Here is a 12,932-nt window from a genome sequence, read left to right as displayed (position 1 = left end):
TCATGCCCGCTCGCACCGATCTGGTCAGAGACGAGCGCATTGTTGCGGACCTGCTCTTGGCGCGTCGAGGCACAGCCTTCTTCACGCGACTAGTCAACGATCTGAGCGATGAAGACTTGTATCGCCCCAGCGGGCTTCCGGGCTGGACGAGGGCGCATGTCTTAGCGCACATTGGCTATAACGCACGCGCCCTGAGCAACGTGGTGGCCCACGCGCATTTGGGCGAAAACGTTGACATGTACCCCTCGCGCGCCTTTCGGGACAACCAAATCGATTTTGGTGCGACGCTGAATCCCACGGCGCTGCGCAACCTCCACTTCCACGCGCTAGTGCATCTGAACGTGGAATGGAGAGATCTGCCTGAAGAAAGCTGGGGTCAAGAATTCACGACCTTGACCGGGGACCAGGTGGCTGTCGCGAAAACGCCGTGGACGCGTGCCCGCGAGGTGTGGGTCCATGCGGTCGATTTGGGGAACGGAGGTCGATTTCGGCAGTTCCCAATCCCCGTTATTGAACGCATTTTTCGGGAGGCGGTTGAGCGTGTGGCCCCGGCGAACCCCAGAGCCGAGGGGGAAGCGCCCGTCACAGTGGTGCCGCTGGATCGCCCAGACCTCGCCGCACAACTTGGTGCCGCGAGCAGCGCGGACAATGGGCCCGGTGCCCTCACCGTTGAGGGAACTCTCGCCGATCTCACCCAATGGATTACCGGACGCGGCGCGTTAGACCTGAAGGTGTTCCGCACCGATGAAAGCGGTAAACACCGAATCAGTGCCCCGCTACCCACTCTTGGCTCGTGGCTTGGGTAAAGATTTCAGCTCGAGAGTGAGTGGTGGGCGCGTGGTAGGTGGCTGGCGTCGAGCTCAGGGGTGTCTGCGCCGCCATCGGCAACCCAAAGATGTTTTTCATTGCTCGAGAGACAACTAAGGCACGTAGCTGGCGGCGATGGACGTCCTTCATCGCCTCCCGGCACAGCAGTTCGGTGCGGTACATCGCACAGTCAACCCTTCGCGGGTCGACATCATGAACGGGTTTCCTGCTGGCCTGGCATATGAGAAAGATAATGTTCTCGCCCTGCATCCGGTACTTGACGTACGCCATCATGTTCCCGTCTTCATAGAGCTCATAGCGAGAATTGACGGAATTGTCGAACACCTGGTGAGGGCTGGATAAGCGACGCATGGCATACTCCGAACGGTCTTGATGTGGTACGTCTCGAGACCAGCCAAGCTGCTTCAGCCGGATAGCTAGTTTAACTAGCTACCAATCAGAATAGCCCTCTGCGGCGCCTTGGGCAAACATATCCGCGGATGAATTTTCCTCCCGTTATTCTCGCTTGGCAAGTCCTGCCGATACGCGCAGGAGAGTGTTTCAGTGAGAACTACCCGGAAACTCCGGGCGCATCCGCAAAGGAGTGAGAGCGATGACACCCCCCACCAATAACGATCCATCGACCATTGACCCAGATCTGCCCAACGTGGATCCCGACCTTGACCCCACGGCAGATCCGGATCTCGACCCCGATCGCGAGGGCGGCTCCCCGGATGGCCCCACTGGGCCGATCACGGATCCCGACCGCGAGCCGGTTGACCCCGGGCAGGATCCAGACTCTGACGATTCCAATGACGAGAGCATTCTTCCGGGAAGCTAAGTGAATCATTCGGCGGGGCGCGTGGGCAAAATCGGCGAGATTCCTCGCCTCAATTACCCGCGCCCCGCCGATTTTCCCGCGGAGTACAGTGGAGATATGAGCGAGTTTGCTTATCGCCGCATCGACACGCAAAGCACGTCGGAGCTGACCGTCATCGAAGCGAAAACCATTGCGGAAGCAATGGACTGGGCAAGAAGTCATGAAGAGTTCTTCCCCGATGGCGACGTTCAAATTTTCCAACGCATCGAGCCCGAGAGCATGTGGACTCTCGTCCCCCGAAATCCCTCATAAACGGTCATGGAACTACACCGATACCCATGTCACTAGAAATCATCCACGCACAATGGCAAGAACACCCGGAGGACCCCGGACTCATTGCCCTGGATCGCTTGCGCACGTTCCGCGATGTCGAGTTTTCGGCACGTGAGCGGGCGCGCGAACGGCTGGCCATCGGGCCGAAAGATCTCGCCGCACTGCGATATTTGCTCACCGCGGCCGAACATGACAAATCGGTGTCGCCCACAGAATTGAGCGAGCATCTCGGCATCACGTCCGCATCCACGACTAGTCTCATTCGGCGCCTGGAGGACGCGCGACTCGCCGAACGGACCCCGCACCCGAGAGACGGGCGCGGCCAATACATTCGTGCCACCGAGAGCGCAGTTGCGCAAATGCAACCCACGCTGGAAGAGGTCGCCACCGAACTGGTTTCGCTCGCGAGTCGATTCAGCCGCGACGAACTCGTCTCGGTGGCGCGCTTCCTCGGCGGCGTCATCGCAAGCTTTGAGAAGAGTACCTAAAACGGACGGCGAATTTAGCTAGCCGGCTTCGCTCGGCGCACCACCGATTCGGCGTGCCGCAAAATGGGCCCATCCACCATGGAGCCTTGGTATTCGAAGACCCCTTGCCCGCTGGCCCGAGCCGCGTCAAGCAACGCGCGCGCAGTGGCCACTTCCTCGGCACTCGGCGCATAGGCTTCACGAATGACCGCCACTTGGTTCGGGTGGATGGCGGCCTTTGCCGCAAACCCTGAGGCAACCGCGTCTTCTGACTCGGCGCGCAGACCCTCCAGGTCCGGGATGTTCACAAAGACGGAATCGATCGCGGCCTTGTGTGCGCTCCCGGCGGCGATCAATACCTGCGAGCGCGCGTATTTCGCGACTTCCCGATACTGCCCATCGGGAAAGCGGCTCGAGGTGCCCCCGAGCGAGGCCACCAAATCTTCGGCCCCCCACATCAGTGCGACGACGCCGTGCACGTCCGCGATGTCCGTGGCGTTCGCAACTCCTCGGGCAGTCTCGCACAACGCCGTGACGGCGAACCCGGAGAGTCGCTCGAAGTCTGAGACCTGTTCGGCCTTGGCGAGCATCAGCTGGTTGTAGTCCGTGCGGCGTAGGGCGTTGAGGTCTTCTATGAAGTCATCGGTTCCAGCCGGGTTGACCCGCACAATTGTTCGCGCGGGGTCGAGCGGATTGGCGACGAGGTCCTTGCGGGCCTGGGCCTTCGCGCTCTTGGCGACGGCGTCCTCTAAATCGAGGATGACCGCGTCGGCACGCTCGGCCGCCTTGGTGTAGCGTTCGGGCCGATCCGCCGGGCAAAACAAGATTGCCGGACCCAGTTCAAAGGCACTCACGAATGTCCCTCCCAGGACTCGTCTTCCGCGCTCTGACCGGTGGATTCCTGCGCCTTCATCAGAACGGTCCGTTCCGCTTGCGCAACAACCTCTCCGGATTGATTCCGGCCAATCAACCCAAATACCACGATCCCTTGCCCGGGCCGCGACTTCGACGGCCGTTTGGAGAGCACCTCGGATTCGGCGTAAAGCGTGTCCCCGTGAAACACCGGTTTGGGGAAAACCACCTTGTCCAGGCCGAGCTGGCCGATGATGGTGCCCTGGGTCAGTTGCGACACCGACAGGCCCACCAGCGTCGAGAGGGTCAGCATCGAATTCACGAGCCGCCGCCCAAAAGGTTGGCTCTCGCTAAACGCCGCGTCCAGGTGCAACGCCTGGGTGTTCATGGTCAGGGTGGTGAAGAGGATATTGTCGGCTTCGCTCAGCGTGCGCCCCGGTTGGTGGCGATAAATGACGCCCTCTTCCAGCTCGTCAAAGTACAGTCCGCGCTGGGTAATAATCCGCTTTTCGCTCATGAGGCGACCTTCAGAGCTGCACCGGTCTTGGCCACCACGTCCTCGACGCTCACGCCCGGAGCGGTTTCGCGCAATACCAGTCCCCCGTCAGTCACGTCGATCACCGCAAGATCGGTGATGATCGTGTCGACACATCCCTTGCCGGTCAGCGGCAATGTGCACCGTTCGACGATCTTCGGGTTTCCTGCCTTGTCCACGTGATCCATCATGACGATCACGCGTTTGGCACCCCATACCAGGTCCATTGCACCGCCCATGCCCTTGACCATTTTGCCCGGAATCATCCAGTTCGCCAGATCCCCGTTTTCTGCCACTTCCATGGCACCCAGGACAGCCAAATCCACGTGCGAGCCGCGAATCATCCCGAAGGACTCGGAAGAGTTAAAGAACGCCGCGCCCGGATTCACGGTGACCGTTTCCTTACCGGCGTTGATCAGGTCCGGATCGACCTCATCCTCGGTGGGGTACGGCCCCACACCGAGGATGCCGTTTTCCGAGTGCAACACCACTTCGACGCCCTCGGGAATGTAGTTCGGAATGAGGGTGGGCATCCCGATACCAAGATTGACGTACTGGCCGTCTTCGAGTTCCTGGGCAACCCGCGCCGCGAGCTCTTGCCGTGACAGTGCCATGTGCTACGCCTCCCGTACCGTTCGCTTTTCGATCCGCTTTTCCGGATTCGGAGTGTGCACCACGCGCTGCACAAAAATACCCGGGGTGTGAATGAAGTTCGGGTCCAACTCCCCCGGTTCCACGAGTTCTTCCACCGAGGCAATGGTGATGCGCCCGGCGGTGGCACACAGCGGATTAAAGTTCATCGCCGACTCATGGAAAATGAGGTTGCCGTGCCGGTCGCCCTTCCAGGCGTGCACCAACGCGAAATCCGGGGTCAGCGATTCTTCCAGCACGTAGTGCTGGCCGTTGAATTCCCGAGTCTCTTTCGGTGCCGATGCGATGGCTACTTGGCCATCGCCGTCGTACTTCACGGGCAGACCCCCCTCGGAAATCTGGGTGCCATACCCCGCTGGTGTGTAGAACGCGGGGATGCCCGCTCCCCCGGCCCGAAGCTTTTCGGCGAGCGTGCCCTGCGGGGTGAGTTCCACCTCGAGTTCACCGGCCAAATACTGGCGCGCGAACTCCTTGTTCTCACCCACGTAGGAGGAGATCGTGCGGCGGATACGGCCGGATTCGAGCAGCACGCCAAGACCCCAGCCGTCGACTCCGCAATTGTTGGACACGGTGACGAGGTCGGTGGCGCCCTGATCGTGCACCGCGTTAATGAGCGTTTCGGGGATTCCGGAGAGGCCAAAGCCTCCGACGGCGATGCTCGCCCCGGTGCCAATGTCCGCCACCGCTTCGGCGGCGGTGGCATAAACCTTGTCAATCATGAGTGCCTTTCTTGCCGTGAACCGTGTCCGGGTTTTTAGAGTCCGAGCGAGCGGGCGATGAGCATGAGCTGAACTTCGGTGGTGCCTTCCCCGACCTCCAGGATCTTGGAGTCCCGGTAGTGGCGGGCGACGGGGAATTCGTTCATGAAGCCGTACCCGCCAAAGACTTGGGTGGCGTCGCGGGCGTTGTCCATGGCCGCCTCTCCTGCCACCATTTTGGCAATTGCGGCCTCAGTTTTGAAGGGCTTTCCGGCGAGCATTCGCGCCGCCGCGTCATAGTAGGCCAGGCGCGCGGTGTGTGCGCGGGCGGCCATGCGGGCGATCTTAAACTGGATGGCCTGGTAGGAGCCAATGTTGTGCCCGAACGCCTGGCGCTCCTTGGCGTACTGGGTCGCGTATTCGACACAGCCCTGCGCGGCGCCGGTCGCGAGCGCGGCGATGGCGATGCGGCCCTCGTCCAAGATGGAGAGGAAGTTGGCGTAGCCGCGGCCGCGGGTGCCCAGGAGATTGGCTTCAGGCACGCGCACGTCGGAAAGGCTGAGCGGGTGGGTGTCCGAGGCGTTCCAGCCGACCTTGTTGTATGCCGGGCGCGCTTCAAAACCGGGTGTATCGGTGGGCACCAAGATGGTGGAGATTTCCTTCTTGACGGTACCGTCCGGGCGTTCTTCTTGACCGGTGACAGCGGTGACGGTCACCAGGCGGGTGATGTCGGTGCCGGAGTTGGTGATGAACTCTTTTGCGCCGTTAATAACCCATTCGCCGTTCTCTAGGCGCGCGGTGGTCTTGGTGCCACCCGCGTCGCTGCCGGCTTCCGGCTCGGTCAGGCCGAACGCACCGAGCGCTTGGCCGCTGGCCAGTTGCGGGAGCCACTCTTGTTTTTGCTCTTCGGTGCCGAATCGGTAGACGGGCATGGCGCCAAGGGACACTCCTGCTTCCAGGGTGATCGCGACGGACTGGTCTACGCGCGCGATCTGCTCCAGCGCAAGGGCGAGGGCGAAGTAGTCGCCATCCATGCCGCCGTACTGCTCCGGGAAGGGCAGGCCGAACAGCCCCATTTCAGCCATTTGCTTTTGGATCTCGTAGGGGAAGGTGTGCTCTTCATCGTGCTTGGCGGAGACCGGGGCGATCACGGTGTCTGCGAACTCGCGGACGGTGTCGGAAAGGTCTTGGTACTCTTCTTCGAGCTGAAAATCGGGCATGGTGTCCTCTAGTTGGTGGGGTTCTCGGATGAGTCTGGGGTGTCGGCGGGCGCCGCGGGCGCGCTGGGCTCGGCGGGTTCGGCGGGTTCGGCGGGCTCGGGCGTGGCCGGCGTCACGGTCGCGACCACCTGGTCGCCGCGCACCACGTCGCCGGGCTTGACGCTGATCGTTACGGTGCCGTCGATTTCGGCGCGCATGTGGTGCTCCATTTTCATGGCCTCCACGGAGGCCACCACTTGCCCGGCGCTCACGGTTTGCCCGGATTCCACGGCAACCGCCACGACCGTCCCGGGCATTGGCGACCGAACGTCCGGGCTTGCCGAGCCGGGTTGGTGAGTGGCGTCGTCGAGCATCATGTCAACGAGTTCCGCGCGGCTCGGCGCGGCAAAATGTCCGGCGAACCCGGCGGTTTTCAGCCAAATATCCGCGCTCGTGGAATCCTCGGTGGCGCCAATGTTCTGCTGCACCACCGCGACGCCATCCGGCGTGCCGCTGTCCGCGCCCGGCACGGTAACGCGGTGCCGTTGCCCGTCGCGAACCAGCGTGACGACGCCCGGGCGGGCACCGGCAAGTTGCCAGCCATCGGCGGCGAACCAGGGGTCGCCCGCGTGCTCCTCGGCACTCGAGCGACGCGCGTCGACGAGCGCCTGCGCGGCAAAGTGCAGCGCAGACTCGGGCAATTCCTGCGCGGTCATGGTGTCCAGTTTGCGCTCGATCAGCCCGGTGTCCAGGCGACCGGCCTGCACGTCCGGGTCGGCGAGAAGCGCGCGCAAATAGTCGATATTGGTATCGACGCCGAGGACCGTCATGGTGCTGAGCGCCTCGTCGAGCCGGGCCAGCGCCTGCGTGCGGTCCGGCCCCCAGGCAATGACCTTGGCGAGCATCGGGTCATAGTGCGCGGAAATTTCGAGCCCGTCCACGAGCGCGGAATCGACGCGGATGCCGGGGCCGGTCGGCTCGTCGAGGTACTGGATGGTGCCTGTGGAGGGCAGGAAATCCTTGGCCGGGTTCTCCGCGTAGACGCGCGCTTCCACGGCGTGGCCCTGAAGTTCGACGGCGTTGCTCGCCAAATCGAGCGGCTCGCCTTGCGCGATCCGCACCTGCTGTTCCACCAAATCGATACCGGTCACCATTTCGGTCACCGGGTGCTCGACCTGGAGGCGAGTGTTCATTTCCATGAAGAAGAACTCGTCCGGGTTCTCGTTGGAAAGCAGGAATTCAACCGTGCCCGCACCCCAGTAGTCCACGGATTTCGCGGCGGCGACGGCGGCTTGGCCCATGCGTTCGCGCTGCTCTTCGGTCAGGAGTGCGCTGGGTGCCTCCTCGATGACCTTTTGGTGGCGGCGCTGCAGCGAGCATTCGCGTTCGCCCAGGTGGATGACGTTGCCGTGTTTATCGGCGAGGACCTGGATTTCGATGTGTCGCGGGGTTTGGACCAGGCGCTCAAGGAAGAGGGTGTCATCGCCGAAGGATTTCGCGGCGACACGGCGCGCGGTTTCAATGGCTGGCTTCAGCTCTGTGGCGGACTGGACCGCTTCCATGCCCTTGCCGCCGCCGCCCGCGCTCGGTTTGATGAGGATCGGGTAGCCGATGTCTGCGGCGGCTGCTTCGAGTTGCGCGTCGGTGAGGCCGGGCTCGCTGATCCCGGGGACTACCGGCACGCCGTGTTCCTTGACGTGGTTTTTGGAGCGGATTTTGTCACCCATGAGGTGTAGCGAGTGGACGGACGGGCCGATGAAGGTGATTCCGGCTTCGTTCAGGGCGCTGGCGAAGTCCTGGTTTTCGCTCAGGAAGCCGTAGCCGGGGTGGACCGCTTGGGCGCCGGTGTCTTGGGCGGCGCGCACAATGTTTGCGATGTTCAGATAGGACTCGGTGGCCGGCGCCGGGCCGATATTGACCGCCTCGTCGGCGAGCTGGACGTGCTTGGCGTTCGCGTCCGCGTCCGAGTAGACGGCAACGGATTGGATGCCCATGGTGCGCAGGGTTTCGATGATGCGGCAGGCGATTTCGCCGCGGTTGGCGATCAGGACCTTGGTGAATGGTGTGCTCATGGTCTTTATCCCCTACATCCTGAACAATCCGAAGTTGGACTCGGGCAGATCTTCCTTGGTGACCACGTCCAGCGCCATGCCGAGGATGCGGCGGGTGTCTTTCGGGTCGATGATGCCGTCATCCCACAGGCGTGCGGTCGAGTAGTACGGGTTGCCCTGGTTCTCGAACTGCTCGCGGATGGGTTGGCGGAATTCCTCTTCTTCCTCTTGGCTCCACTCTTTGCCTTGCGCTTCGAGTTGGTCGCGTTTGACGGTGGAGAGGACGCCGGACGCTTGGGCGCCGCCCATGACGGAGATACGCGCGTTCGGCCACATCCAGAGGAATCTTGGCGAATACGCCCGGCCGCACATGGAGTAGTTCCCGGCGCCGAAGGAGCCGCCGATCACCACGGTCAGTTTGGGAACCCGCGTGGAGGCGACGGCGGTGACCATTTTCGCGCCGTTTTTGGCGATGCCCCCGGCTTCGTAGTCTTTGCCGACCATGAAACCGGAGATATTTTGCAGGAAGATGAGCGGGATGCCGCGCTGATCGCACAGCTCGATGAAGTGGGCGCCTTTTAGTGCGGCTTCGGAAAAGAGAACGCCGTTGTTGGCAATGATGCCGACCTGGTGGCCGTGGATTTTCGCGAATCCGGTGACAAGGGTTTCACCGTAGAGTTTTTTGAATTCGGCGAATTCGCTGCCGTCGACGAGCCGGGCAATGACTTCGTGGACGTCATAGGGGGCGTTCACGTCGACCGGGACAACCCCGTAAATTTCGTCTTCATTGGCGGTCGGCGGAATGACGATGTCATCGAGGCCAAAGTCTTGTTCGGGGAGCGTGGAAATAATGTCGCGCACTATTTGGAGAGCGTGTTCATCGTTTTCGGCGAGGTGGTCGGTGACGCCGGATTTGCTCGAGTGCATGAGGCCGCCGCCAAGTTCTTCCGGGGTCACGACTTCACCGATCGCCGCCTTCACGAGCGGCGGGCCGCCGAGGAAGATGGTGCCCTGTTCCTTGACGATGACGGTCTCATCACTCATGGCCGGGACGTAGGCACCGCCGGCGGTGGAGGAACCCATGACCGCGGCAATCTGCGGAATTCCTCGGGCGGACATATTGGCTTGGTTATAAAAGATGCGACCAAAGTGCTCTTTATCGGGAAAGACCTCGTCCTGCATGGGCAAGAATGCGCCGCCGGAATCGACGAGGTAGACGCAGGGAAGGTTGTTTTCGGCGGCGATTTCTTGCGCGCGCAGGTGTTTTTTGACGGTCATCGGGAAATACGTGCCGCCCTTGACGGTGGCGTCATTGGCGATCACGAGGATGGGCTGGTTATGCACCAATCCAATCCCGGCGACGACCCCGGCGGCCGGAGCGTCATTGTTGTACATCCCGTTGGCGGCGAGTGGCGCGATTTCTAGGAATGGGGAATCGGCGTCGAGGAGCTGGGCAATGCGATCGCGAGCGAGGAGTTTCCCGCGGGCCACGTGCTTTTCGCGCGATTTTTCCGGGCCGCCCAAGGCGGTTTTCGCAAGGTGCTCGCGAAGTTCTGCGGCAAGCTCTTTTTGGGCCGCGGCGTTGGCGAGAAATTCAGGCGCGTCGGGATCCACCTGGGAACGAAGAGTTTGCATCCAGTGCGCTTCCTGGTCGATGCGGCCACCGTTAGCCGCGAATTTCAGTTAGTCTTTACTAACTGAAATAAGGCTAGTAGCTTGACTCACAGATGTCCACCTTGAGGGAAAAGCATGGAAAAGCACGACGGCGGAGCCCTCGCCTCCCCGGTTCACCTCACCGAGCGCAGCGCTGCTAAGGCGCAACGCCGGGAGGCGATGTTGAGCGCGGCGGCGGAGTTATTTGCCGAGCATGGTTACAACGGGGTTTCCATTGAGGACCTGGGAGCGGCGACCGGTGTGAGCGGGCCCGCGGTGTATCGGCACTTTGCAGGGAAGCAGGCGGTGTTGGGGGCGCTCTTGGTAGATGTATCCGTGGGTTTGTTGGACGGAGCGCGCGCGGTGGTTTCGCGAGCCCTTGACGCTTCTGAAACTTTGCGGGAGTTGGTGCGCTTTCAGGTGGCGTTTGCTTTGGACAATGCCGCGGTGATTCGAGTTCAAGATCGAGACTTGAACGCGTTGAGCGAGGATGACGTCAAAGAGGTTAAGAGTCTCCAGCGCGCCTACGTGGACGTCTGGGTTGATGCGCTGGTTCAGCTTTTTCCCGGCACCGAGCGCGGCCAAATGCGTCAGCGTGCGCAGGCGGTGTTTGGGCTGATCAACTCCACTCCGCACACCTTGCACCGCAGGCAGCGCGGGAGTGAATCGGCTGCCGGCCGACAGTTGGGCGAGATGTTGACGAGCATGGCCTATGCTGCGCTCAGCGCTCCAGTTTCTTAAAATAGGAGCGAAATATTTACGCTTTTATGCCAGACCGACTCACCCCAGCGGTTTAGCGATAATTCTCACCTGGTAGCGCAACAGTAGCATCCGGCTCTGACATTGGGCTTAGATGCGGGTCGTCTTCCCTGTTGGCGGGCCGAATCTGCACGAAGTGAAGTCGCTGGGTGCGCATGGGGTGACGGTCGCTGGGGTGGATGCTCCTCCACAGGGAAAAATTTTTAGGAAATTTTCCGAAGTTATCCACATTTGGGGTTTTTCGGGTGCTCAATGTCAGTGCCGGGTTATAGCGTGGTGTTATGACGTTTCCTATGGCACAGACAGAGCTCGGGGTCCGCACCAGTGCGGTCGCCCGGCTCGCCTGTGGCATGGAAAAGCTCATGGACGAGTTTCAGCAGGATCTTCGGAACCCTCACGGCACCGTGCCCACAGTTCCGGCATCACCATCCACCTCGACCGCGGCCCGCGGCGCGCTTAGCCCGGATGCGTTCAAGCGCGACGCCCTGGGTGCGGTGAAGTTGTTGGAGCGTGCTCAGGTGCAAGTAGAGGCAGCAATGCACCTGGCCGCGGGTGTCGCGTTGAGCGTGGAGGCCGAGGAGCAAGAACGACTCCTGGACCTTCCCCTGGATGAGACGATCGGGGGGAACAAAGGACGTCGCGGTTCGGGGCGAGGGAAACATCAGGATGCGTTCACCGTCACTCCACCTACCAACGCGAACACTAACGCGGCTACGGGCCCATTGGCTGGGGCCAACCCCACCGGCACTAACTCCACGGGCACTGACTCTTCCAACTTAGCCGCCGATCCGGCGTCCAGTGCTGGGACTGGGTTCCCTAAGGGTTCGGCGTTTTTCCCGGGGTTTGATTCCCGGGATGTGGAGGACTCCGAGGTGGCATTTCCGCGGGTGTGGTGCGGCGTGTCCGTGAGGGCGATGGACGAAGCGCTCTGGGGTCTCGGCAGTGAGTTGGCGCTCTTGTGGGGTCGGAGCGAGTTCGTAACGACCGGGATGCTGATCGACACCGCGACCTTGTCCCGGCTCCCGAAACTCGAAGCCCGGTTCATCACAGGAATGTTGAACAGCCGATTGGTGAAAACCGCGGTAAAACACTGTGTCGGGCTGACCGATGAGCAAGCCGCTGAATATGACGCGCGGGTGCATGAGTTTATTTTCCCGGCGAAATATGATGTGACCGGTCAATACCCGGTCAGATCCGCCAATGATGTGGCCAAGTTCGCCGAGATCACGCGGAACCGGTTACACGCTGAGCCGCTGGCGGTGCGGGAGCGGCGGGAGATGAAGCACCGGTACGTGTCGATCACGAATGAGTCGAACGGGATGTGCTCTATCAGCGGGTTGTTGCCGGCGATAGCGGCGCACCGGTTCATGAACACCCTCACCGATTTCGCGATCACCGCCAAAACCGAGAACGACACTCGTACGTTGAAACAATTGATCGCCGATGTCTTCACCGACCTGATCACCCATAACTACAACCAGTCCTACCCGAACACCCCACCCAACCCAGCGGGGACCAGTGGCGCGGGCCCAGACGCGAGCCAGAGCACGGACGAGGCTGAGGGGACCAGTGCGCCCGGAGCCGATTCTGGACCCACAGCCGAACCTGGGTCGTGGCCACCACGCGACCAAGAACCAGCAGACACTGGTCCTAGCCGCTCAGCACCGACTGAGCGACTCTCCTACGACTCGATCCATGACTTGTTCAACCACACCACCACGCCCGAAACCGGGTTCCAGGGGACAACTGCGCCCGAAACCGGTGGTGAGGGGACACGTGTGCCCGATCCTGGAAACAGTTCGGCACCTGAGAACGACTGGGAGCGTGAGGAGTGTTACTGGGTTGACCCCGACGGCGTGATCCACGAACACCCCGCGAATCCTGGTGACGCGTCAGTGCAGCCTGACACCAGGAACGGCGCCGAGGCTTCGGAGGCCACCTGCTCCGCTGGCGGCGCAGAACCAGAAACTGCCTCGGGGTCGCGGTCGGGGTTGCGCGGTGAAGCGAAAATCTTTGTGACGATCCCGGCCACTACTCTGGCGGGGTTGGATGAGCAGGATGGGATGCTCTCCGGGTACGGTCCCATCCCCGCCGACGCGATCCGCGA

At 61.8% G+C, this 12,932-nt stretch carries 14 protein-coding genes; 6 read left to right on the top strand and 8 right to left on the bottom strand.

The genetic code is table 11. From position 1 onward, the window contains the following. Positions 1–2: 2 nt before the first annotated feature. Complete coding sequence (locus O148_RS15600) at positions 3–806, top strand: maleylpyruvate isomerase family mycothiol-dependent enzyme (RefSeq protein ID WP_051620010.1); 804 nt, start codon at positions 3–5, stop codon at positions 804–806. Here the strand turns inward: O148_RS15600 and O148_RS0108140 are convergent. After that, positions 766–1,179 (bottom strand): hypothetical protein, encoded by a 414-nt coding sequence (locus O148_RS0108140; RefSeq protein ID WP_026530520.1) that lies wholly within the window; start codon positions 1,177–1,179, stop codon positions 766–768. The two genes, O148_RS15600 and O148_RS0108140, sit on opposite strands and share 41 nt — an antisense overlap. Before the next feature lie 241 nt (positions 1,180–1,420). Between O148_RS0108140 and O148_RS0108135 the strand changes: the two genes are divergently transcribed. From O148_RS0108135 to O148_RS15595, 3 genes are all read left to right on the top strand, one after another. Then, positions 1,421–1,648, top strand: a complete 228-nt coding sequence (locus O148_RS0108135) for a hypothetical protein (RefSeq protein ID WP_026530519.1) — start codon at positions 1,421–1,423, stop codon at positions 1,646–1,648. A 96-nt stretch (positions 1,649–1,744) separates the two neighbouring features. After that, entirely contained in the window at positions 1,745–1,939 is a 195-nt protein-coding gene (locus tag O148_RS0108130; RefSeq protein ID WP_169737519.1) for a hypothetical protein, read from the top strand. A 26-nt stretch (positions 1,940–1,965) separates the two neighbouring features. Continuing rightward, the gene (locus O148_RS15595; protein WP_051620009.1) at positions 1,966–2,448 is read left to right on the top strand and encodes a MarR family winged helix-turn-helix transcriptional regulator; all 483 of its coding nucleotides are present in this window, start codon (positions 1,966–1,968) and stop codon (positions 2,446–2,448) included. A 14-nt stretch (positions 2,449–2,462) separates the two neighbouring features. Here the strand turns inward: O148_RS15595 and O148_RS0108120 are convergent, their stop codons facing one another. The 7 genes from O148_RS0108120 to O148_RS0108090 are packed head-to-tail and all read right to left on the bottom strand — an operon-like array spanning position 2,463 to position 10,048. Then, positions 2,463–3,281: an HpcH/HpaI aldolase/citrate lyase family protein gene (locus tag O148_RS0108120; RefSeq protein ID WP_035745526.1), complete on the bottom strand. Its 819-nt coding sequence runs from the start codon at positions 3,279–3,281 to the stop codon at positions 2,463–2,465. Then, entirely contained in the window at positions 3,278–3,796 is a 519-nt protein-coding gene (locus tag O148_RS15590; protein ID WP_035745524.1) for a MaoC family dehydratase, read from the bottom strand. Before O148_RS15590 ends, O148_RS0108120 begins: the two co-directional genes overlap by 4 nt. Further along, on the bottom strand, positions 3,793–4,428 hold the full coding sequence (locus O148_RS0108110; protein WP_026530516.1) for a CoA transferase subunit B: 636 nt from the start codon (positions 4,426–4,428) through the stop codon (positions 3,793–3,795). Before O148_RS0108110 ends, O148_RS15590 begins: the two co-directional genes overlap by 4 nt. Before the next feature lie 3 nt (positions 4,429–4,431). Next, the gene (locus tag O148_RS0108105; protein ID WP_026530515.1) at positions 4,432–5,184 is read right to left on the bottom strand and encodes a CoA transferase subunit A; all 753 of its coding nucleotides are present in this window, start codon (positions 5,182–5,184) and stop codon (positions 4,432–4,434) included. 35 nt (positions 5,185–5,219) lie between these two features. Next, positions 5,220–6,383, bottom strand: coding sequence for an acyl-CoA dehydrogenase family protein (locus tag O148_RS0108100; RefSeq protein WP_026530514.1), 1,164 nt, complete (start codon positions 6,381–6,383; stop codon positions 5,220–5,222). A gap of 8 nt (positions 6,384–6,391) precedes the next feature. After that, the gene (locus O148_RS15585; protein ID WP_051620008.1) at positions 6,392–8,434 is read right to left on the bottom strand and encodes an acetyl/propionyl/methylcrotonyl-CoA carboxylase subunit alpha; all 2,043 of its coding nucleotides are present in this window, start codon (positions 8,432–8,434) and stop codon (positions 6,392–6,394) included. Positions 8,435–8,446: 12 nt separating this feature from the next. After that, a complete protein-coding gene (locus O148_RS0108090) occupies positions 8,447–10,048 on the bottom strand; it encodes a carboxyl transferase domain-containing protein (protein WP_026530513.1) in 1,602 nt (533 codons plus the stop codon). A gap of 114 nt (positions 10,049–10,162) precedes the next feature. Between O148_RS0108090 and O148_RS15580 the strand changes: the two genes are divergently transcribed. Both O148_RS15580 and O148_RS15575 read left to right on the top strand, forming a co-directional pair. After that, positions 10,163–10,807, top strand: a complete 645-nt coding sequence (locus O148_RS15580; RefSeq protein WP_035745521.1) for a TetR/AcrR family transcriptional regulator — start codon at positions 10,163–10,165, stop codon at positions 10,805–10,807. A 311-nt stretch (positions 10,808–11,118) separates the two neighbouring features. Then, on the top strand, positions 11,119–12,932 hold a 1,814-nt coding region (locus O148_RS15575; protein ID WP_035745519.1), incomplete at its 3' end, for a DUF222 domain-containing protein.

This window comes from Haematomicrobium sanguinis DSM 21259, assembly GCF_000688395.1.
Lineage (GTDB): Bacteria > Actinomycetota > Actinomycetes > Actinomycetales > Micrococcaceae > Haematomicrobium > Haematomicrobium sanguinis.
Note: the sequence above shows the minus strand (reverse complement) of the source record. Positions and strands in the feature narration are given on the sequence as shown.

Bases quoted from the DNA above. Each gene is read 5' to 3' on its own strand.
- O148_RS15600 (WP_051620010.1), top strand. From the start codon at position 3: ATGCCCGCTCGCACCGATCTGGTCAGAGACGAGCGCATTGTTGCGGAC.
- O148_RS0108140 (WP_026530520.1), bottom strand. From the start codon at position 1,179: ATGCGTCGCTTATCCAGCCCTCACCAGGTGTTCGACAATTCCGTCAAT.
- O148_RS0108135 (WP_026530519.1), top strand. From the start codon at position 1,421: ATGACACCCCCCACCAATAACGATCCATCGACCATTGACCCAGATCTG.
- O148_RS0108130 (WP_169737519.1), top strand. From the start codon at position 1,745: ATGAGCGAGTTTGCTTATCGCCGCATCGACACGCAAAGCACGTCGGAG.
- O148_RS15595 (WP_051620009.1), top strand. From the start codon at position 1,966: ATGTCACTAGAAATCATCCACGCACAATGGCAAGAACACCCGGAGGAC.
- O148_RS15590 (WP_035745524.1), bottom strand. From the start codon at position 3,796: ATGAGCGAAAAGCGGATTATTACCCAGCGCGGACTGTACTTTGACGAG.
- O148_RS0108110 (WP_026530516.1), bottom strand. From the start codon at position 4,428: ATGGCACTGTCACGGCAAGAGCTCGCGGCGCGGGTTGCCCAGGAACTC.
- O148_RS0108105 (WP_026530515.1), bottom strand. From the start codon at position 5,184: ATGATTGACAAGGTTTATGCCACCGCCGCCGAAGCGGTGGCGGACATT.
- O148_RS0108100 (WP_026530514.1), bottom strand. From the start codon at position 6,383: ATGCCCGATTTTCAGCTCGAAGAAGAGTACCAAGACCTTTCCGACACC.
- O148_RS15585 (WP_051620008.1), bottom strand. From the start codon at position 8,434: ATGAGCACACCATTCACCAAGGTCCTGATCGCCAACCGCGGCGAAATC.
- O148_RS0108090 (WP_026530513.1), bottom strand. From the start codon at position 10,048: ATGCAAACTCTTCGTTCCCAGGTGGATCCCGACGCGCCTGAATTTCTC.
- O148_RS15580 (WP_035745521.1), top strand. From the start codon at position 10,163: ATGGAAAAGCACGACGGCGGAGCCCTCGCCTCCCCGGTTCACCTCACC.